This is a genomic window from Kitasatospora sp. NPDC048194 (assembly GCF_043202455.1).
Lineage (GTDB): Bacteria > Actinomycetota > Actinomycetes > Streptomycetales > Streptomycetaceae > Kitasatospora.
Genome location: NZ_JBIDAK010000028.1, coordinates 1 through 20,592 on the forward strand (window position 1 = coordinate 1; position 20,592 = coordinate 20,592).

Here is a 20,592-nt window from a genome sequence, read left to right on the forward strand (position 1 = left end):
GGGTGAGCGTCCTGTGGGCGCTCCTGCGCGACAACAGGGTCTTCACCCCCGCTCCGGTCGCGCAGGCGGGTTGACTTCGTCATTGAGACTCCGGACGTGGGGTGCCGGGCGCTGGTCCTCGTGGAACCGGCGCCTGGGGAGCGGTGAGGGGGTGTGCCCGCGCCTGTCGGCGTCGGGCGGGGGAGAGAAGAGTCGGGCGGGGGCCGAGGAAGGGGGCGGCCCGGGCTAGGGGCGGTCGAGGATCTCGGCGACGACCCGGTGGCCGGAGCGGATCGCGCCCTCCATCAGACCGAAGTACGCGGTGCTGGTCTCGGTGCCGGCCCAGTGCACCCGCCGGTGCGGCTCGGTCAGCGTCGGGCCGAGCCGCGTCCAGTCGCCCGGGCCCATCAGGGCGGCGTAACAGCCCTGGCTGAACGGGTCGTTGAGCCAGTCGGTGACGTGGAAGCCGGACGGCTCGGGGAGCATCGGGAACAGCCGCGCGGCCTGGGCGAGCGCCTCGGCCCGCTGCTGCCGAGCGGTGAGCGCGGCGAAGCGGTGGGCCTCGGCGCCGGTGACGAAGCCGGTCAGGACGCCGACCCCGGCCGCGGGGGAGTCGTCCACGGTGGACAGCAGCGGGCCCCGGGCGTTGACGGACCAGCCGGAGAGGCCGTGGTCGCGCCAGAGCGGCGCCGGGTAGACCAGGTGGACCTTGACGGCGCAGCCGCGGGCACTGCGCTCGCCGGCCCGGGGCGCCGGCAGGGCGGGCCGGTACGCGATCGCGTCGGCGAGCAGCGGGGGCAGCGCCACCACCGCGACGTCCGCCCGGTACGCGCCCCGGTCGGTGCGGGCGGTCACCGCCCGGTCGTCCTGGTGGACGGCCCGGACCTGCTCGCCGAGCCGTACGCGGTCGCCCAGCCGTTCGGCGAGCCGCTCGCACAGCTGGTGGGCGCCGCCGTCGACACGGTCCTGCTGGGCGCCGCCGGCGAAGGCGTTGAGGTAGCGCAGGCCGCCGCCGGAGCGCAGGTAGAAGGCGAGGTGCAGGACGGAGATGTCGGCGGGGTCGGCGGCGCACATCTCGCCGAGGAAGAGCGGGAAGAAGAGCCTGGCGTCCGGGTGGCTGAGGTGCCGGTCGGCCCATTCGGCGGCGGTCAGGGCGTCCAGCCGTTCGGCGTCCGGCGTCAGCCAGGGGGCCTGCGGCCGTACGGCGGCGGTGAGTTCGGCGAGTCGATCGAACAGGTCGCCGAGCGCGACGGCGTTGAGCGGGGGGAACCGGCCGTCCCGGGTGGCGGCCTCGTCCTCCCCGCCGTCCGGCGCGCCGGTGCGGAGGGCGAACCGGCTGGCGCCGAGCATCGTGGTGGGGGTGGTCTTGAGGCCCGACTCGGCCAGCAGGGCGGCCAGTTCGGTGTGCTGGTCGCCGAGGTAGGCGGCGCCGGCGTCGACCCAGGTGCCGGGGGCGGCCTCGATGCCGCGGGTGCGTCCGCCGACCCGGTCGCGGGCTTCAAGGACGGTGACGTCGAATCCCCGGGCGGTCAGTCCGGTCGCCGCGGTGAGCCCGGCCAGGCCGGCGCCGACCACGAGTGCGCTGCGTCTTTGGTCCTCGCTCATGCGGCGGCCGCGATGCGCTGTGCGAGGGCGACCGGGGTGGGCGCGAGCAGGAAGTCGTCGAAGGTCAGCTCGACGCCGTGGGTGCGGGCGACGGCGCTCAGCACCCGGGTGGCGAGCAGGGAGTCGCCGCCGAGGTCGAAGAAGTCGGCGTCGTCGGCGACGTCCTCGCGTTCCAGGACGCGTCGGAAGAGGGCGACCAGCGCCCGTGCCGTGGCGGGGGTGGTGAGGTCAGTGCTCAAGGGAGGTCTCCTTCGACCTGTCGGGGGCGGTCGCCGCGTAGCGCAGGTGGCAGCCGGCCCGGTCGATCTTTCCGCTCGGGGTGTGCACCAGCCTGGGCACGACGGTGATCCGGCCGGGCACGAGGTGGCCGGGGACCCGGGCCCGCAGGTAGGCCAGCAGGTCGCGGTCCAACTGCCCGGCGGGCGTGCGGGGGTGCGCCACCACGTAGGCGACCAGGGTGGTGCGCCCGGCTGCGGTGGTGCCGGTGACGGCGGCCGCGGTGACGCCGGGGTGGCCGGTGAGGTGCGCCTCGACCTCGGCCGGGTCCACCCGGATGCCGCGGACCTTCAACTCGCCGTCCAGCCGGCCCCGGTGGGTGAGCAGTCCGTCCGGGTCGCGGCTCATCCGGTCCCCGGTGCGGAAGTACCGTCGGCCGTCCCGGGTGACGAAGCGCGTCGCCGTCGCCTCGGGCAGGCCGAGGTAGCCGAGCGCGAGGGCCGGGCCGCCGACCAGCAGTTCGCCGTCCGCCTCGAGGAGTTCGACGACGTGCGGCAGGGCGTGCCCGATCGGCGCGGGGGCGGTGCCGTCCCAGGTCCGCCCGGGCGCGAGCGGGCCGGCGAGGTCCACGGCGTGGGTGATCTGGGTGGTCTCGGTGCAGCCGTAGGTGTTCAGCAGCCGGATGCCCCCGGTCGGCAGCCGGGCCCAGTCGGCCAGCCGGGCCGGGCCGGCCGCCTCCCCGCCGATCACCAGCAGGCGCAGGCAGGAGGGGAGGCGGTCCCCCGATTCGACGAGGTGGTGGACCAGTTCGTGCCAGAAGGCGGTCGGCATGTCCAGCACGGTGATCCGCTCGCGTTCCACCAGCCGCAGGAAGCGGGGGAACGAGCCGCTGTGCGCGTCCCGGTCCAGGACGAGGGTCGCGCCCGTGGTGAGCGTCGGAAGGATCTCCTCGAAGCAGGTGTCCCAGTTGAGCGAGGCGAACTGGAGCACCCGGTCCTCGGGGGTGAGGTGGAACAGCGCGCCCAGGGCGCGCGCGGTGACCGAGACGGCCCCGCGGGGTGTCACGACGGGTTTCGGCTGCCCGGTCGAACCCGAGGTGAAGAGAATGTGGGCCGGCCGTTCCGGACTCGCCCCGGCCGGGTCCGGCGGGGGACTTCCCGGAGGGTCGTCGGGGAATTCCGCCGGTGCCGGTAACTCCACTGAACGGGCGTTCAGTCCGAGTACGTCGCCGGACCTTCCGGACAACGCGGTTCGGCACTGTGCGGCCGCCGCCATGGCGTGTCGGCGGGCCGCCGGGAATACCGGGTCGACGGGGCAGTAGGTGCCGCCCGCGGCCAGCACGCCGAGGAGTGCGACCACGGTTTCCGGCGCGTGGACCGCCGGTACGGCGACCGTGCCGGGATCCGGGCCCAGGCGCGTGGCCAGGGCGTTCGCCGACTCCTGGAGCCGGCGGTAACTCAGGGCGTGTCCGTTGTGGACGATCGCCGGACGACGGGGATTTCGACGTGCGATATCACTGAACACGTCAAGTAGGTCGGGAGCGACCTGAAGGGAACCGCGATTGTTTGACATGCCCGCCCCAAATGGCCGCTGAGAGCGCTGAGAACTGCCCATCCGTGCTCGGCGAACGGCGACTCTACCTTCGAACATGCGTGGCGACAATGGATGTTGAGGCTGTTCTTCCAAGGGTCCGTGGTGGAACTGTGAACCGCGCCCGGGAGTCCGGTCGTTCGGGTAGGGACGGTGCGAGCGTGGCGTTCTGACGGTCCGTCGGCTCGACTCCGGCGGTCCCGTCGATCCGTTCCGCGACGGATCCGCTCCGAACGCTTGCCCGACCGCCCGGGGGTTCGCTTGACTGTCCGTCGGAACAGGAGGGCGGATGCTCGACTACGACGCCGAGGCGCGGGAGTACGACGCCTCGCGCGGGGGCGAACCACGAGCGGCAGCCGCCGCGGAGGCCGTCGAGCGGCTGCTCCCGGCGGAGACCGGGACGGTGGTGGACGTCGCGTGCGGGACGGGCATCGTGACCGCGCGGCTGCGCAGGCCGGGCCGGGCCGTCCTGGGCGTCGACCGCTCGCCCGCCATGCTGCGCCTCGCGGAGCAGCGCCTCCCGGGCGCGGTGGTCCGCGGCGACGCCACCCGACTGCCGGTCCGGGACGGCGGCGTGGACGCCGTACTGCTGGTCTGGCTGCTCCACCTGCTGCCGGAGGCCGCACCCGCCCTGGCCGAGGCCCGCCGGGTGCTGCGGCCCGGCGGAGTGCTGATCACCACGGTGGACAAGGACGACGCCTGCTTCACCGAGCCGAGCGACCTCGCCGACGTCACGGCACCGCTGCGCCGGCGGTACGCGCCGCAGGTGACGGACGCCGCCGAGCGGCTGGCGCGGCAGGCGGCCGACCTCGGCCTGCGCCCCGCCGGAGCGACGGCCTTCCGCGGTGCCGGGCAGGGCCGCAGTCCGCGTGCGTGGCGGCAGGCCGTCGAACGGGGCCGCATCCCGTGGTGCGCCGACCCCGGCGACGCGGCCGCCACCGTACGGGCGCTGGCGGCCCTGCCGGACCAGGACCGGCCGCGCCCGGACCCGCACTACCGCCTGCTGGCGTTCCGGGCCTGAGCGCGCTCCGAGGTGCCCCGGGCCGGGCGGTGCGGGCCCGCCCCGGGCCCCGGTGGTCGCCCGGGTCGCGGAGGGTCGCCTGGCGCGCGGACGGTTCCCCGGGGTGGTGGAGCCCGGCCGGTCAGGTCCCGAGCGGCGCCTCCCAGACCAGCCGGGTCCCGCCGCCCCCGCCGTCCGCCGGGCCGAGGGTGAAGGCGCCGCCGACGCGCTCGGCGCGCTCGGCGAGGTTGCGCAGGCCGCTGCGCCGGCCGCCCTCCGGCACGCCCACCCCGTCGTCGGTCACCGTGAGCACCACCTGCCCGGCCAGGGTCCGCAGGGACACCTCGACCCGGGTGGCGCGGGCGTGCCGGGCGGCGTTGCTGAGCGCCTCGGCGAGGACGGCCACCACGTGCTCGGCCAGTTCCCGGGACACGTCGGTGTCGAGCAGGCCCTCCATGCTCAGGCGGGGCGCGAAGCCGAGCGGCCCCTGCGCCTCGGTGACGACCCGGGTGGCGCGGGCGCGCAGGCCGCGGTCCGGCTCGCCATGGGCGCGCAGGCCGAAGATCGTCGAACGGATGATCTTGATGGTCTCGTCCAGGTCCGCGACCGCCCGGGCCACCCGGTCCGCGGCGGCCGGGCTGTCGATCAGCCGGCCCGCGCTCTGCAGGGTCATCCCGGTGGCGAACAGCCGCTGGATGGCCAGGTCGTGCAGGTCCCGGGCGATCCGGTCGCGCTCCTCCAGCAGGGTCAACTGCTCGGCGTCGCGCCGCCGTTCGGCCAGCTCCAGGGCCAGCGCCGCCTGGTCGGCGAAGCCCAGCAGCGGGCCGGTCTCCTCCGGCCCGAAGGCGGGCCGCCCCTGCGCCCGGGCCAGCAGCAGCACTCCGCGCCCGTACCCGGGGCCGGTGCCCAGCGGTACCGCGACGGCCGGGCCCAGCCCGTCGAAGCGGCCCGCCGGACCGGCCGGGTAACGGGCGTCGCAGGCCAGCTCGTCACTGGTGACCGGCGAACCCGAGACGTACGCGGCGCCGGACAGGGTGCCGTCGACCGGTACCGTCACCCCCAGCCGGGCGTCCGGCGCGCCGCCGAGCGCGACCTCCACCGTGAGCTCCTCGGCCCGCTCCCGCGGGCCGGCCAGCGCCACCGAGACGTCCGCGAGCTCGGCGCCCGCGATCTCCCGGGCCCGCCGGGCGATCAGCTCGACCACCTCGAGCCGCGGTGCGCCCGACAGCAGGCTGCGGGTGATCTCGGTGCTCGCCCGCAGCCAGCGCTGGCGCAGCTGCGCCTCCTCGTACAGCCGGGCGTTGTCGATCGCCACCCCGGCCGCGACCGCCAGGGTGGCGATCACCGCCTCGTCGTCCTCGTCGAAGTCCAACCCGCCGCGCTTGTCGGTCAGGTAGAGGTGGCCGAACACCTCGCCGCGCACCCGCACCGGCACCCCCAGGAAGGTGTGCATCGGCGGGTGGTTCGCCGGGAAGCCGACCGAGGCCGGGTGGTCGGACAGCACCGGGCAGCGCAGCGGCTGCGGACGGTGGATCAGCTCGCCGAGGATGCCCCGGCCGGACGGCGGGGCGCCGATCTCGGCGATCTCGGCCTCGGAAAGGCCCACCGTGAGGAACTGCGACAGCGAGTGCCCGTCCGGCCCGATCACCCCCAGCGCGCCGTAGCGGGCGTCCACCAGGTCGGCCGCGGCCGCCACGATCCGGTGCAGCGCCTGGGCGAGGTCCAGCTCACGGCCGACCGCGAGCACCGCCTCCAGCAGGTGGTGCACCCGGTCCTGCGTCCCGCGTGCCGCGTCGATCCGCCACTGGAGCTCCTCCAGCAGCTCGTCCAGGCGCAGTCGGGGCATCCGCGCCCCGCCGCCCACCGCACCGCCGTCCGCTCCGCCCACCGCTGCCCTCCTCGTTCCCGTGCGGTCGCCGGATCGTCCGACCGCCGGACCGTGCCGGACCGTGCCGGACCGTCGGACCTTCCGACCGCGCGACGCCACCCCGACCCGCCGAGGACCCCGGCCACCCCCGACCGTCCGGCGCCCAACCGTCCGGCGCCAGGCCGTCCGGCCGCCCGCCGGTGTCGGCCGGACCGGATCCGGCGCCGTTCGACCAGCGCTGACGCCCGTTCACACGCTAGTGCCCGGCGTCGGCCGGTCAGCGGCCGGGGTCGCGTAGGGTGCGGACCGGACGGGTCCTTCGTCCCGCGGACGGGGGGCTTGCGGCCTGTGGCGGAGTGCGGGTCCGGACCACAGGGTGGGGCAGGAACGGACGGTCGTCCGAGCGCACCGTCCCGGCGCCGACACAGTGGAGGAACGCTCATGACGTCAACCGTTGCGGCCGGGATCGACGGCTCGCCCACCAGCACGGCCGCCGCCCGTTGGGCCGCCGAGGAGGCCGTGCGGCGCGGGGCGTCGTTGCGGCTGGTGCACGCCTGGCCGTGGCTGACCGACGGCGTGGCCTCCTTCGCCGAGCCGGACGACCTCCCGGAGGCCGCCCAGCGCACCCTGGCGGCGGCCGCCGAGGAGGTCCGCGCGCAGCACCCGCGGCTGACCGTGCACACCGACACCGTCCTGGACGCCCCGGTGGACGGGCTGGTGGCGGCGGCCGAGGACGCCGACCTGCTGGTGCTCGGCTCGCGCGGCCTCGGCGGCTTCAGCGGGCTGCTGCTCGGCTCGGTGAGCATGGCGGTGGCCGGACGCAGCGCGACGCCCGTCGTGGTGGTGCGCGAGCCCGCCGCGGACCGGCCGGGCTCCGGCGAGGTGGTGGTCGGGGTGGACGCCCACGGCGCCGAGGAGGAGGTCCTGGCCTTCGCCTTCCGCGAGGCGGCGTTGCGTGGTGCCCGGCTGCGGGCGGTGCACGGCTGGGACCTCCCGCCGCTGTTCGGCTACGCGGGCGGTGCCGTTCCGGCGGGTGAGGTCGCGCAGCTGGAGGCGCTGGAGGCGAAGCTGCTGTCGCTCGCCCTGGCCGGGCAGCGCGAGCGGCACCCCGAGGTCGAGGTGGTCGAGGACGTCCGGCTGGGCGCCGCCCGGGGCCTGGTCGAGACCTCCGCCGGGGCCGCCCTGGTCGTGGTCGGCCGGCGCGGGCGTGCCGTCGAGCTCGGCCCCCGGCTCGGCCGCACCGCGCACGCGGTGCTGCACCACGCCGAGGCGCCGGTCGCGGTCGTTCCGCACGCCTGACGCACGACCGCCTGACGCACGACCGACGTACGACCGACGCGCTGCGGCGAGGGACGGCGAGAAGGCGAGGGACGGCGCACAGCGCGGGGGCGGCACGGAGTGGCGCCGGGCAGACCGGCGCCTGTCGGCGCACGGCCGGGTGTCCTGCCGCCCCGGAGGCCTGCACTGCGGCGGCCTGCCGGCCGCCCCGGACCGCCGCGCCCCGGGCGGTCGGCCGGGTGCACCCTCGGCGGGGCGGCCGGCAGCCCGCCCGCAGGGAGTGGTGCGCGGCCGCGCCCCACAACGGGCCGCCCACCAATGATTTCCACGGCCGCCGTCCCGCCGAGGTTCATCCGGGCCGCTTCGGCACGCTGCCTCAGTGCGGCCGCGCCCCCGGGGGCAGCACCCGGGCGACCAGCCGCAGCGGCGGGCTGTGCCGGAAGGTGAGGGTGAAGCCCACCCACTGGCCGGTCCGCAGCGGCGGCGGGGCGGTGATCATCAGATCGGCGTCCTCGGGGGACATCGCCAGCTCGCCCCGGGCGGGCACCGGCAGCGCGGCGACCGGTTCCCAGCGGCCTGCCGCGCCCTGGTGGAGGTGCCGCTTCAGGGTGATCGGGCCGCCGAACTCCCAGGCGGCACCGATCAGTTCGTCGGGGGTGTCGCCCGGGTTGCGGACCGTGAAGAAGGCCGTCGTGGCGGAGGCCGCGTCCACCGCCGGCAGGAGCACCCAGCCGGCGTCGGCCTCCACCGGCCGGGGGCCGCCGGCCCCGCCGACCGCCGTCCAGCCGGTGAGCAGGGCCAGCGCGAGCGCCGCCGCGCCGACCGGTGGGCCGACCACCCCGAGCCGCTCAGGCCGCCTCATCGCCGCGCCCCCTCGTTCCGCCCGCCACGCCGTCCGCCCGGACGGCCGCCGGTGCGGCGGTCGGGCCGTCCGTTCCGGCCGCCGCCGCGGTGGCCGTACGCCGCCCCGGCGCCGTGGCCGCCGCGCCCCGGCGCCGTGGCCGCCGCGCCCCGGCTGCCAGGTGCGCAGCCGGAGGCTGTTGCCCACCACCAGCAGCGAGCTCAGCGACATCGCGAGCGCGGCCAGCATCGGGTTCAGCAGCCCGACGGCCGCCAGCGGGATGAGCACCAGGTTGTAGCCGAAGGCCCACAGGAGGTTGGTCCGGATCGTGGCCAGGGTGCGCCGGGCCAGCCGGACGGCGTCCACCACCGCCTCGATGTCCCCGCGCACCAGGGTCAGCCCGGCGGCGCCGATCGCGGCGTCGCTGCCGGAGGCCAGCGCCACCCCGAGGTCAGCCGAGGCCAGTGCGACCGCGTCGTTGACGCCGTCGCCGACCACCGCCACCGTCCGCCCCGCGGAGCGCAGTTCGGCGACCACCTCGGCCTTGCGCTCGGGGGAGGCCGAGGAGTACACCCGCCCGATGCCCAGCTCGGCCGCCACCGCGTGGGCCGCGCCCGGGCCGTCGCCGGTCAGCAGGACGGTCTCCAGGCCCATCCCGCGCAGCCGGTGGAGGGCCCGCCAACTGCCCGAGCGGACCGTGTCGCCGACCGCCAGGACGGCCGCGGGCCGCCCGTCCACCTCCACCAGTACGGCGGTGCGGCCCGCGTCCCCGGCGGCCGTCACCGCCTCGGCCAGCTCCGGCGGCAGCACGGCCGCGTCCGGTCGCACGACCCGGACGGCGTGGCCGTCGACCGTGCCGGACACCCCGAGGCCGGCGGTCGCGGCGAAACCGTCCACCCTCGGCAGGGCCCCGCCGCAGCGTTCCCGGGCGGCGGCCGCGACGGCCCGTCCGATCGGGTGCTCCGAGCGGTGCTCGACCGCCCCGGCCAGCCGCAGCACCCGGTCCCGCGCGAGCCCTGCGGGCGTCCCGTCGGCCGGGCCGCGGGCCGGCGTCACCGCGGCGACCTCCATCCGCCCGGTGGTGAGGGTGCCGGTCTTGTCCAACACCACGGTGTCCACCCGGCGCAGGCCCTCCAGCACCTCCGGACCGCGCACCAGCACCCCCAGTTCGGCGCCGCGTCCGGTCGCCGCGAGCAGCGCGGTCGGGGTCGCCAGGCCCAGCGCGCACGGGCAGGCGACCACCAGCACCGCGACCGCAGCCGTGACCGCCGCCTGCGGGGCCGCGCCGGCCCCCAGCCAGAAGCCCAGCACGCAGACCGCGACCGTCAGCACGCAGGGCACGAACACCCCGGCCACCGCGTCCGCCAACCGCTGGGCGCGCGCCTTGCCGGCCTGGGCGTCCGCCACCAGTGCGGTGATCCGGGCCAGTTGGGTGTCCGCCCCGACCGCCGTCGCCCGGACCACCAGCGCGCCGCCGACGTTCACCGTCGCCCCCGCCACCCGGTCGCCCGGGCCGACCTCGACCGGCACGCTCTCGCCGGTCAACAGGCTCAGGTCCAGTGCCGAACCGCCCTCGACCACCACGCCGTCGGTGGCCACCCGCTCGCCCGGGCGCACCACGAACTCCTGCCCGGGCAGCAGCCGTTCGATCGGAATGAGCCGTTCCTCGCCGTCCGCCGCCCGGACGCACACCTGCTTGGCGCCCAGCTCGGCCAGCGCCCGCAGCGCGGAGCCGCTGCGCCGCCGCACCCGGCCCTCCAGCAGTCGCCCGGCCAGCACGAACAGCGGCACACCAACCGCCGCCTCCAGGTAGACGTGCGCGGTGCCGGCGCCGTCGGCGGTGAGTGAGAAGGGCATCCGCATGCCCGACCGCCCGGCCCCGCCGAGGAGCAGCGCGTACGCGGACCACCCGAAGGAGGCCAGCACCCCCAGGCTGACCAGGGTGTCCATGGTCGCGGCGGCGTGCCGCAACCCCTGCCAGGCCCGGCGGTGGAACCCGGCCGAACCCCAGGTCACCACCGGGAGGGCCAGCAGGAAGCACACCCACTGCCAGCCGGTGAACTGCGCCGCGGGCACCATCGACACCACCAGCACCGGGACGGCCGCCAGTGCGGTCACCAGCAGGCGGCGGCGCTCGTCCGGCTCCTCCCCGGGCGGCCCGGCGGACGGCTCCTCGGGGGCCAACTCCGCGGTGTAGCCTGCCCGTTCGACCGCGGCCACGAGGTCGGCGACGGACACCCCGGCCGGGTGCAGCACCCGGGCGCGGCCGGTGGCCAGGTTCACCCCCGCGGTGACCCCGTCGATCCGGGCCAGCCGCTTCTCCACCCGGCTCACGCACGCCGCGCAGGTCATCCCGCCGACCGCCAGATCGGTGGACACCACGGCGCCCGCCTCCGTGACCCGGCTCACCGCATCCCGCCCATGTCGTGCCCACCCGCGCCCGGCGAGGCACCGCCCCCGCCGCTCGGCCGCAGCCCGGGCGCCACCGGCCCCGCCTGCCGGCCCACCCCGTACGCCACCGCGAACACCACCACCAGCAGCAGGGCGAACCCCACCAGCACACTCGACGGCCGGACACCCGGCGATTTCGCACTCACCCCCCAGCAGTCGGGCGGAGATCGCGCGTGGTTCCCGTGCGTCCGGGGATTCCCGAGGTGACACCCGCCACTGTCGGTCAGCCCCGCCGTGCGATCACCTCGCGTGCAGGACACCGCACGGAAGGGTCGACACGCCACGCGGGCGACGCTGCAGCGGACGAGGAACCGGGGTCAGGGCCGCACACTGCGCGGGCCGGCCACGGCTGCGCCCAGCGCGCCGACGCGGGAGCGGAGTTCGCGGTCGGCGGTGACGACCAGGCAGGGCCGCTGCGGGTGTTCGGCGCGGGCCGCGCGGACCAGCTCCACGATCCGGTCGTCCCCGCTGCCGCTCGCCGCGACCACCCGCACCTTGGGCAGGGCGGCCACGCCCCGGGCGGCGCCCTCCACCACCAGGACCACCTCCACCGGGCCGGGCAGCTCGGGCAGGCCCCGGGCGGCGAACGGGACCAGGGAGTCCCGCAGCCGCTCGGCGGCGCCGAGCCGGTCGCGCCACCAGCCGTCGGGCACCGACCCGACCACGTTCGCGCCGTCCACCACCAGGAGGGGCGGCGGCGCGGCCTCGTTCTCTTCCATGACCGCCAAGCCTGCCAGCTCGCCCGCCGCTCGGCAGTGCGGGCGGGTGCCGGGCCCGGTCAGGCCAGGGTGATGCGGATGCCGACGGTCCCGCGCTCGCCCCGGCGCAGCCGGCTGCCGAGCAGGGTGAGCACGCCGAGCAGGCCGTACTTCTGCCGCAGCAGGGTGCGGTAGGCGGCGGTGCGTTCGGGGCCGAGGATCTCGGCGGTCGCCGGGTGCTGGCGGCCGGTCGGCCGTCCCTTGACGTCGCACGGGCCGACCAGGACGTCCGCGCGCTTGCGGATCCGCTTGACCTTCCAGGAGTCCGCGACGGTCCAGATGCCGAGCGCGTCCCCGTCGCGCACCACCCAGACCGGGGTCGGCACCGCGGTGCCGTCCTTCCGGTAGGTGGTGACGAGCAGATAGCTCCCGGAGGAGAGGCTGACGATCCGGGCGAGCCGGTCCGCGGCGGCGGGGTCGGGCGTGGTCATGGCCCGAGTGTAGAGGGAGAGGCCCGCGGGTCAGTGCCTGCGGCGGGGGCGGCCGTGCAGGAGGGCGCGGACTCGGCGGGACAGGCGGCGGCTGCGGCGGCCGCTGACACCGGTGTGGCCGATCGCGACGGCGCCGCCGGTGGGGGCCGCCCCGGCCGCCGGTGCGGTGCGGCTGCGGTGGCGGGCGGCGCGGGCGGTGCCCCAGGCGGCGAGGACGGCACCGAGGAGGCCGGCCGACCAGAGGACGGGGGCGAGGCCTGGCCCGCTGTGCAGCACGGGCGTGCGGGCCCACGGCGGCACCTGGGCGTCGGCCTCGGCTTCCGCGGCACCGGGCGAGGCGCCGGGGGAGCCGGCCTTCGGGGCGCCGAGGTCATCGACCAGCCGCCCGACCGGCTGGACCTTCCCGGCCGCGGCGAAGCCCCAGTCCAGCAGGCTGGCGGCCTCGTCGTAGACGGTGCCCTGCGCCTCCGGGTGCATCACCGTCACCAGCAGGGTGCGTCCGTTGCGTTCGGCGGCGCCGGTGAAGGTGGCGCCCGCGTTGGTGGTGTAGCCGTTCTTGACGCCGATCAGGCCGGGGTACTTGCCGAGCAGCCGGTCGGTGTTGGCGATGTCGAAGGAGGTGCGCTGGCCGGTGGTCTTGTCCACACCGCCGGGGAAGCGCGCGGTGCGGGTGGAGCAGTACGAACGGAAGTCGGCGTTGCGCAGCCCGGCGCGGGCGAACAGGGTCAGGTCGTAGGCCGAGGAGACCTGCCCGTCCATGTCGTAGCCGTCGGGGGAGACGACCTTGGTGTCCTTCGCCTGGAGGGACTGCGCGCGGGCCTGCATCTCGACGACGGTCTGCCGGACGCCCCCGTTCATGTTCGCCAGGACGTGCACGGCGTCGTTGCCGGAGCTGAGGAAGACGCCCCGCCAGAGGTCCTCGACCCGGTACGGCAGGTTCTCCTTGACGCCGACCAGGCTGCTGCCGGCGCCGAGGTCGGCCAGCTCGGCGGCGGTGACCTTGTGCTCCAGCGAGCGGTCGAGCTTGGGCAGCACGGTGTCCGCGAACAGCATCTTGAGGGTGCTGGCCGGCGGCAGCGGCCGGTGGGGGTCGCGGGCGGCGAGCACCTCGCCGGTGTTCGCGTCGGCGACCAGCCAGGACCGGCCGCTCAGCCCGGCGGGCAGGGCGGGCGCACCGGTCAGCGGCGCGACCTGGACGTCCGACCGGCCGAGGCGCTCGCCGCCGACGACGCCGGAGGCGTCCCGGGCGGAGCTGCCGGAGGCGGCGGGGCTGCCGAGACCTCCGCCGCCGCCGAACGCGGCGGGGGCCGCGACGGCGAGCACCAGGGCGGAGGCCGCGGAGGCGGCGGCCATCCCGGTGACGGAAAGTGACTTCTGCTGCACGCGCTTTGACTGCACACCGCGAACGTACCGGCGCCGGCGTCGGCCCGCCGCGCCTGCTGCTCCGTCCGGAGAAACCGCACCGGGGAGCGCGGGGAGCGGCGCCCGCGACTTTGGTGTCCCCGGTCCACGCCGAAAGTCGGATGAACCGGCGGGGGCGGAGTTCCTAGGCTCGGTGCCATGAAGACCCTGCTCGGCTACCTCGGTTTCGTGCTGATCCTCGGCGGCGGCTCCGGCCTGCTGGCCGACCGCCTCGGGGGCTTCCGACTGTTCGGCTTCGTCCGCCTCCTGGTGCCGACCGGCCACGAGACGGTGGGGTACGCGGCCCTGCTGGTGCTCGGCGTGCTGCTGTCGATCCCGGCGGCCCGCCAGGATTAGGCCGTGTCCGGGCTGTCCGGGGTTGTGTCCGGGGCCCTGTCCCGGGCGCCCTGGCCCGAGGCTCCGGCCGCCACGCCGTCGAGCAGCACCGCGAGCCCGGTGCGGAAGACCTCCCGGCCGCTGTCCTCGGGGGCTCCGCCGGTGGCGCTCTGCAACGCGGTCAGCAGGGGGAAGCGCTCGGGGAAGTCCGGTGCGAGCTCGGCGAGTCGGGCCGAGCGGGCGGCCCACCAGTCCTCGTCCGCGATGCCGGTGGCGGCTGCCGCGCCGCGGGCGTCGGCGGTGGCGGCGGCCGTGCCGCGGACGAACTGCCAGAGCGCGGCGACCGCCCCGCGCAGCCGCTCCGGTGAAAGCGCGGCCGGTTGGAGCGCGGTCAACAGGCGCTCCATCGCCGCCAGTTCCGCGGGGCCGAGGACGGGGCGCGCCTGCGAGACCTGGAGCATCCAGGGGTGGCGCAGGTAGCAGTCGTACAGCTGCTCCGCCCAGTTGGTGACGGCCGCCCGCCAGTCGTCGAACGCCGTTGCTCCGCCGGGCAGTTCGGCGAGTGCGCGGTCGTGCATCAGGTCCAGCAGTTCGGCTTTCCCGGGGACGTACGTGTAGAGCGCCATCGCGGTGCGGCCGAGCCGTTCGCCCACGGCGCGCATGGACAGTGCGGCCATGCCGTCGGCATCCGCCACGGCGATTCCGGCGGACACGATCGCGTCCACACTCAGGCCCGGTTTGGGGCCGCTCCGCCCGGCGCGCGCCTCCTCGGGCGCTCCCCAGAGCAGGGTGAGCGAGCGGCGGGGGTCGCCCTGCCCGGCGTAGACGGTCATCCAGATCTCCTTATGGCGTAAAGTATCCTCACCAAGCAATGCTTTATGCCGTAAGGTTACCGATCGAAGGAGCCCCGCGATGACCCTGCCCGTCACCGTCCTCGACGTCGTGGCGGTCCGCCGGATCACTCCGCGCACCGCCCGGATCACCTTCGAGGCCCAGGCCCTGGCCGACGACGTCGGCGGCACGCCCGACCAGCAGCTCAAGCTGTGCTTCCCGCGCCCCGGGCAGCGTGAGCCGGTGCTGCCCGCGCAGCAGGACGACCCGATGGGCTGGTACCGGGCCTACCTGGCGATCCCCGAGGCCGAGCGCCCGCTGCTGCGCAGCTTCACCCTGCGCCGCCGACAGCCCGGCACCCGGCGGATCGAGATCGACTTCGTGCTGCACGGCAGCACCGGACCGGCCGCCGCGTGGGCGCTGCGGGCCGCGCCGGGGGACCGGCTCGGCATGGTCGGCCCGTCCACGCTGTACGCCCCGCCGGTGCCGTTCGCCGAGGCCGCGGTGGCCGCCGACTGGGTGCTGCTGGCCGGGGACGAGACCGCGCTGCCCGCCCTGGCGACGCTGCTGGAGGCGCTGCCTGCGGGGGTGCGGGCGCTGGCCTGGGTCGAGGTCGCCGACACGGCGGAGCGTCAGGAGCTGGTGAGCCGTGCCGACCTGGAGGTGCGGTGGGTCCACCGTGACGGCGCCGCCCCCGGCGCCGCGCTGACGGCGGCCTTCCGGGGCGCCGAGCCGCCGGCGGGCGAACCCCTCGTCTGGATGGCCGGGGAGGCGGGGGCGGTGCGGGCGCTGCGCCGCCGCCTGGTGGAGGAGTGGGGGGTGCCGAAGCCGCGCATCGACTTCACCGGGTACTGGCGCCACCGGCTCACCCAGGACGACGCGCCGACCGCCGAGGACCTGGCGGACGCTCAGGAGCGGCTGGCGGCCCGGTCCTGATATCCGCGTTTCACCCGCGGCCGGCCGGGAAGGACGGTCGAGGTGTCGGCGAAGTGTCGAAGTGTCGACAAATAGGCTGCGCGCGGGAATCCACGGGGTCGGAAGTGGCGGTGTTCCGCCAGTGTCGAGAGTCCGCCACGTGCATTTCCGCCGCCTCGACCGCTGGTTTCGACCGTCCCTGACCGGCTCTGATCGGTGAAAAAGGGACGGACTCGGCGGGATTCATACTGTTAATTTTACTCGCCGATGGTCATTTTTACTTTCTGATGGGAATTTCCCCCCTTGTCGGGGTCCTGGCGGATGCGCTGGAATGCGTCCGCTGTCGGGACGCGCGGTCCGGAGCAACCACGCGTCCGACCAGGATCCGCGTACGCTGGGCCGCGCAACCTGACGTCTCATCAGACGAAAGGATGTCCATTGATCGGCTGGCGGAAGACCCAGCTTGCAGCCGCCGTCACGATCACCGCCGCGTCCATGGTCCTGAGCCTCGGGACCATCGCCGACGCGGCTCCGGCCCAGGATCCGCAGAACGCCCAGGCGGCGTCCGCGGACGGGGCGCCGGCGCCGGTGATCGTGATCCTGAAGGACCAGATAGCGGACGCCCCGGCCGACCACGGCCACCTGGGCGCCCGCGAGCAGAAGACCGCCGGCGCGCAGGCACCGCTGCTGGCGACGGTCAAGGCCAACGGCGGCACCAACATCAAGAGCTTCGTGGTCGGCAACGCCTTCTCGGCCACGGTGAGCCCGGCGCTGCGCGCCAAGCTGCAGGCCGACCCGGCGGTCGCCGCCGTGGTGGCGGACACCCAGGTGCAGGTGGCCCCGGTCGCCGCGACCAAGGCGAAGAAGGACGCGGAGGCGGCCGCGGCGCCGTCGGCCAAGGCCGGCGCCGCTCCGAAGGCCGTTCCGGGCAGCAACGGCCAGGCCGAGGAGAACGCGACCAACGCGGTCTGCCCCGCGGACCCGTCGAAGCCGCTGCTGGAGCCCGAGGGCCTCTACTCGGTGCACGGCGTGACCGGCAACGGCCAGCCCGGTGCTGCCGACCTCGCCACCGGCAAGGGGGTCAAGGTCGCCTACATCGCCGACGGCCTCGACCCGGACAACCCGGACTTCATCCGGGCCGACGGTTCGCACGCCGTGGTCGACTACCAGGACTTCGCGGGTGACGGCTGGGGCGCGCCGACCGGTGCCGCCGAGGCCTTCGGCGACGCCTCGGCGGTCATCGCCCAGGGCCGCCAGACCTACGACCTCTCGCAGTTCGTCAACCCCTCGCACCCGCTTCCGGCCGGCTGCAACATCCGCATCAAGGGCCTGGCCCCGGACGCGGACCTGGTCGCCCTGAAGGCCGGCGGCGAGATCATGTCGAACTCGTCGATCCTGCAGTCCATCGACTACGCGGTGCGGGTCGCCCACGTCGACGTGCTGAACGAGTCCTTCGGCGGCAACGTCACCCCGGACAGCGGCGCGCACGACACCATCTCGCTCTTCAACGACCAGGCCGTCAAGGCCGGGGTCACGGTCTCCGTCTCCTCCGGTGACGCGGGCCTGAGCGGCACCATCGGCACCCCGTCCACCGACCCGAACGTGATCTCGGTCGGCGCCTCGACGGACAACCAGAACTACCAGCAGACCGGTTACGCGGCCTCCCAGTTCTCCAACAAGACCTGGAGCAACAGCCGCATCTCCGCGCTGTCCTCGGGCGGCTTCACCCAGGCCGGCCGGACGGTCGACCTGGTCGCCCCGGGCGAGTCGGACTGGGCGCTGTGCACCCCCGACACCACCAAGTACACCGACTGCACCGGTTTCAACGGCAAGCCCTCGCCGATCCAGCCCTTCGGCGGGACCAGCCAGTCCGCCCCGTTCGTCACCGGCGCCGCGGCCCTGGTCATCCAGGCCTACCGCGACACCCACGGCGGCGACTCGCCCTCCCCGGCCCTGGTGAAGAAGTTCCTCACCGGTACGGCCACCGACCTCGGCGTCCCGGCCGAGGAGCAGGGCGCCGGTCTGCTGAACGTCCGGGCCGCCGTCGAGGCCGCCCGCGGCTACGACGACGGCGACGGCACCGACGGCGCCAGGACCGTGGTGGTCGACACCGGCCAGCTGAGCATCTCCGGCACCCCGGGCTCGACCCACACCGCCGAGGTCTCCGTCACCAACACCGGTGACGAGCCCCAGACGGTGAGCGCCGCGACCCGCAGCTTCGCGCCGCTGGCCGCCGACCAGCAGACGGTCAAGCTGGACTCGTCGGCCAAGGACACCTTCAAGTACGCCACCAACGGTGCCGACTGGGTGCAGAAGCAGGTCAAGTTCACCGTTCCGGCCGGCGCCGACCGCCTCGCGGCGTCGATCGCCTGGCACGGCGGCCCGAACCCGGTCACCAACGGGCCGGTGGTCCGCATGACGCTGCTCGACCCGTCGGGCCGCTTCGAGACCAACACCCGTCCGCAGGGCGGCGCCACTCCGGCCAACTACGGCCTGGTGGACGTCCCGCACCCGGTGGCCGGCGAGTGGACCGCGATCCTCTACACGCCCGCGGGCAAGGCCGGCTACACCGGTGACGTCCAGCTCGGCACCTCCACCCAGCGCGCGGTCCCGGCCGGCGCGGTGAGCCCGAACAGCACCGAGCTGCGGCCCGGTCAGACGAAGACGCTGAAGGTCCAGGTCACCACCCCGGCGACCAGCGGCGACTCGAGCGAGGCGGTCACCGTCTCCAGCTCGAACGGCCGCACCACCAGCGTTCCGGTCATCCTGCGCAGCCTCGTCCCGGTCACCAACGGCACCGGCACCTTCACCGGCACCATCACCGGCGGCAACGGCCGCGGCTCCTCGCCGACGCAGAGCTTCACCTACGGCTTCGACGTGCCCAAGGGCCAGAAGGACGTACGGGTCGGCGTCACCGTCGCCAAGGACGCCAACCTGCTCATGCAGGGCGCGCTGATCAGCCCGAACGGCACCCCGATCGACATCGAGGGCAACGGGCTGTTCGACGCCCAGGGCAACCTGACCGGCACCGGCAACGGCGTCTCGGCCACCACCGTCAACCCGGCCGAGGGCCACTGGCGGTTCGTCCTGAACGTCCTCGGCCCGGTCAGCGGCCAGGAGCTCGCCCAGGACTTCACCGGCACCATCGCGTTCAACCGCGACCAGGCCACCGCGGCCGGTCTGCCGAACGACGCCCGCACCAAGCTGGCGGCCGGCAAGCCGGTCACCGTGCAGGTGAACTACACCAATACCACCGGCGCCACCCAGCGGATCGCCGCCGACGCCCGGCTGGACAAGCGGGTCGACCTGCCGCTCGTGCCGCAGGGCGCCTCGGCCTCCGTCAACCTGCCGCTGAGCCTCACCTCCTCGGTGCCCGGCTTCCTGGTGCCCCCGGGCACCGACCAGCTCAAGGCCGTGGCGGCGTCCTCGACGCCGGCGCAGATCGAGCTGAGCGCCACCACCGGCTCGCCGGACCTGTTCGGTGACCTCAAGAAGGCGCAGGACGGCTCGACCATCTCGGTCGTCACCGACAAGGGCAGCGCCGAGCAGCCGGTCGTCCCCGGCTCCTGGGGCACCTTCGTCCAGCAGATCGGCCCGTTCGGCAACGGCGGTGCCCCGACCGGCACCTCCACGATCAGCGCCACCGCCCACACCCTGGCGTTCGACCCGGCGCTGGCCTCCAGCACCGGTGACCCGTACGCCTCCGGTGTCGACGCCTCCGCCCCGGCCGCCAAGCCGGTGACGGTCGCGCCCGGCGCCACCGGGTCGCTGCAGGTGACCGTCACCCCGACCGGCCCGAAGGGCAGCACGGTCAAGGGTGTGCTCTACCTGGTGTCGGGCCCGAGCTTCGTGCCGACCGCCAACAACGCGCTGGGCACCACCGGTTCGGTGCTCGCCGCGATCCCGTACAGCTACACGGTGAACTGACGCCCGATCGGTTCGATGTCGTAGCCCGAGGCCGAGGCCGTCCCGGAACACCCGGGCGGCCTCGGCCGCTTCGCGTGGCCGGGTGACGAGGAGAGGGGGTTCCGGACGGGCCGCGCTGGGCAGGGTCGGATTCGAACTGACCTTTCTGTCGAGCCCGACCGGGGAGCGGATGTGAACGACGCGATCAAGCACAGTCACGTCGAGGTGAACGGCGTCCGGCTGCACCTCGCGGAACAGGGGGAGGGGCCGCTGGTCCTGCTGCTGCACGGCTTCCCGGAGAGCTGGTACTCCTGGCGGCACCAGTTCGCCCCGCTCGCCGAGGCCGGCTACCGGGTGGTCGCCCCGGACCAGCGCGGCTACGCCCGCAGCTCCCAGCCCGAGGACGTGGACGCCTACTCCCTGCTGCACCTCGTCGGGGACGTGACGGCGCTGATCGGCGCACTGGGCGAGGAGCGGGCCGTCGTGGTGGGGCACGACTGGGGTGCGCCGGTCGCCTGGGCCACCGCCGCGCTGCGGCCCGACCTGGTGCGCGGCGTGGCCGGACTCAGCGTGCCGCCGCTGCCGGCCGGGCCCGGACCGCTGCAGGCCGCCCGGGAGAACTTCGGTGAGGGCTTCTACCAGATCTACTTCCAGGAGCCGGGCCGCGCCGACGCCGAGTTGGCGGCCGACGTGCGGGCCAGCCTGCGCCGCATCCTCTGCGGCGTCCAGCCCGACGGAGAGCCGCGGCCCTGGGTCGTGCCCGAGGGCGCCAAGCTGCTGGACACCATCCCGGAGCCGTCCCGGCTGCCGGACTGGCTCACCGAGGCGGACCTCGACGCGTTCGCGGCCGACCACGCCCTGCACGGCGAGCGCGCCTTCACCGGGGGGCTCAACTGGTACCGCAACATCGACCGGAACAACGAGCTGATGGCGGCGTTCGCCGGCAAGCGGATCGACGTGCCCGCGCTGTACGTGGCGGGTGAGCAGGACCTGGTCAACGCGATGATCCCGCCGGAGGTGATGGCCCACCTGCTGACGGAGGTGACACCCCGGCTGCAGCGGCACGTCCGGCTGCCGGAGACCGGCCACTGGACGCAGCAGGAGCGCCCGGCCGAGGTGACGGAGGCACTGCTCGGCTTCCTGAAGTCCCTCGACTGAGCCGGCCCGGGCGCGTTCGGCGGCCTCCG

Annotated in this window: 16 protein-coding genes and 1 pseudogene; 6 read left to right on the top strand and 11 right to left on the bottom strand. The window is 75.3% G+C overall.

The window, feature by feature from the left end; genetic code table 11:
- Positions 1 to 225: 225 nt before the first annotated feature.
- From ACGF07_RS27315 to ACGF07_RS27325, 3 genes are read right to left on the bottom strand one after another with little or no spacing between them, the layout of a single operon-like run.
- Complete coding sequence (locus ACGF07_RS27315; RefSeq protein WP_392902888.1) at positions 226 to 1,584, bottom strand: flavin monoamine oxidase family protein; 1,359 nt, start codon at positions 1,582 to 1,584, stop codon at positions 226 to 228.
- The gene (locus ACGF07_RS27320) at positions 1,581 to 1,823 is read right to left on the bottom strand and encodes a phosphopantetheine-binding protein (protein WP_350738373.1); all 243 of its coding nucleotides are present in this window, start codon (positions 1,821 to 1,823) and stop codon (positions 1,581 to 1,583) included. Before ACGF07_RS27320 ends, ACGF07_RS27315 begins: the two co-directional genes overlap by 4 nt.
- Entirely contained in the window at positions 1,813 to 3,450 is a 1,638-nt protein-coding gene (locus tag ACGF07_RS27325; RefSeq protein WP_392902891.1) for an AMP-binding protein, read from the bottom strand. The genes ACGF07_RS27320 and ACGF07_RS27325 overlap by 11 nt, the downstream gene beginning before the upstream one ends.
- 229 nt (positions 3,451 to 3,679) lie before the next feature.
- On the opposite strand from ACGF07_RS27325, the gene ACGF07_RS27330 reads away from it, so the two are divergent.
- Complete coding sequence (locus tag ACGF07_RS27330) at positions 3,680 to 4,411, top strand: class I SAM-dependent methyltransferase (protein WP_392902894.1); 732 nt, start codon at positions 3,680 to 3,682, stop codon at positions 4,409 to 4,411.
- A gap of 121 nt (positions 4,412 to 4,532) precedes the next feature.
- On the opposite strand, the gene ACGF07_RS27335 is transcribed toward ACGF07_RS27330, so the two are convergent.
- Positions 4,533 to 6,236, bottom strand: a complete 1,704-nt coding sequence (locus ACGF07_RS27335) for a GAF domain-containing protein (protein WP_392903038.1) — start codon at positions 6,234 to 6,236, stop codon at positions 4,533 to 4,535.
- A gap of 462 nt (positions 6,237 to 6,698) precedes the next feature.
- Here ACGF07_RS27335 and ACGF07_RS27340 point away from each other — a divergent pair, with 462 nt between their 5' ends.
- Positions 6,699 to 7,556 carry a universal stress protein gene (locus ACGF07_RS27340; protein ID WP_392902897.1) on the top strand — a complete coding sequence of 286 codons (858 nt, stop codon included), beginning with the start codon at positions 6,699 to 6,701 and terminating at the stop codon, positions 7,554 to 7,556.
- Positions 7,557 to 7,911: 355 nt separating this feature from the next.
- Here the strand turns inward: ACGF07_RS27340 and ACGF07_RS27345 are convergent, their stop codons facing one another.
- From ACGF07_RS27345 to ACGF07_RS27370, 6 genes and pseudogenes are all read right to left on the bottom strand, one after another.
- A complete protein-coding gene (locus tag ACGF07_RS27345) occupies positions 7,912 to 8,397 on the bottom strand; it encodes a copper chaperone PCu(A)C (RefSeq protein ID WP_392903041.1) in 486 nt (161 codons plus the stop codon).
- 114 nt (positions 8,398 to 8,511) lie between these two features.
- A pseudogene (locus ACGF07_RS27350) lies at positions 8,512 to 10,785 on the bottom strand (heavy metal translocating P-type ATPase); the annotation flags it as partial.
- A complete protein-coding gene (locus ACGF07_RS27355; RefSeq protein WP_350738357.1) occupies positions 10,782 to 10,931 on the bottom strand; it encodes a hypothetical protein in 150 nt (49 codons plus the stop codon). The gene ACGF07_RS27355 and the pseudogene ACGF07_RS27350, both read right to left, overlap by 4 nt.
- Before the next feature lie 213 nt (positions 10,932 to 11,144).
- Positions 11,145 to 11,546 (bottom strand): NTP pyrophosphohydrolase, encoded by a 402-nt coding sequence (locus ACGF07_RS27360; protein WP_392902899.1) that lies wholly within the window; start codon positions 11,544 to 11,546, stop codon positions 11,145 to 11,147.
- Positions 11,547 to 11,605: 59 nt separating this feature from the next.
- A complete protein-coding gene (locus ACGF07_RS27365; RefSeq protein WP_392902900.1) occupies positions 11,606 to 12,016 on the bottom strand; it encodes a PPOX class F420-dependent oxidoreductase in 411 nt (136 codons plus the stop codon).
- A gap of 30 nt (positions 12,017 to 12,046) precedes the next feature.
- Positions 12,047 to 13,414, bottom strand: coding sequence for a D-alanyl-D-alanine carboxypeptidase family protein (locus ACGF07_RS27370; RefSeq protein ID WP_392902901.1), 1,368 nt, complete (start codon positions 13,412 to 13,414; stop codon positions 12,047 to 12,049).
- A gap of 162 nt (positions 13,415 to 13,576) precedes the next feature.
- On the opposite strand from ACGF07_RS27370, the gene ACGF07_RS27375 reads away from it, so the two are divergent.
- Positions 13,577 to 13,774: a hypothetical protein gene (locus ACGF07_RS27375; RefSeq protein ID WP_392902902.1), complete on the top strand. Its 198-nt coding sequence runs from the start codon at positions 13,577 to 13,579 to the stop codon at positions 13,772 to 13,774.
- Here ACGF07_RS27375 and ACGF07_RS27380 read toward each other — a convergent pair.
- A complete protein-coding gene (locus ACGF07_RS27380) occupies positions 13,771 to 14,586 on the bottom strand; it encodes a TetR/AcrR family transcriptional regulator (RefSeq protein ID WP_392902904.1) in 816 nt (271 codons plus the stop codon). The genes ACGF07_RS27375 and ACGF07_RS27380 overlap by 4 nt on opposite strands.
- A gap of 79 nt (positions 14,587 to 14,665) precedes the next feature.
- Between ACGF07_RS27380 and ACGF07_RS27385 the strand changes: the two genes are divergently transcribed.
- The 3 genes from ACGF07_RS27385 to ACGF07_RS27395 all read left to right on the top strand — a co-directional run bounded on the left by ACGF07_RS27385 (position 14,666) and on the right by ACGF07_RS27395 (position 20,563).
- Positions 14,666 to 15,520 (top strand): siderophore-interacting protein, encoded by an 855-nt coding sequence (locus ACGF07_RS27385; protein ID WP_392902905.1) that lies wholly within the window; start codon positions 14,666 to 14,668, stop codon positions 15,518 to 15,520.
- 417 nt (positions 15,521 to 15,937) lie between these two features.
- Positions 15,938 to 19,426 carry a S8 family serine peptidase gene (locus ACGF07_RS27390; protein WP_392902906.1) on the top strand — a complete coding sequence of 1,163 codons (3,489 nt, stop codon included), beginning with the start codon at positions 15,938 to 15,940 and terminating at the stop codon, positions 19,424 to 19,426.
- A gap of 171 nt (positions 19,427 to 19,597) precedes the next feature.
- The gene (locus tag ACGF07_RS27395) at positions 19,598 to 20,563 is read left to right on the top strand and encodes an alpha/beta fold hydrolase (protein WP_392902907.1); all 966 of its coding nucleotides are present in this window, start codon (positions 19,598 to 19,600) and stop codon (positions 20,561 to 20,563) included.
- Positions 20,564 to 20,592: the final 29 nt, after the last annotated feature.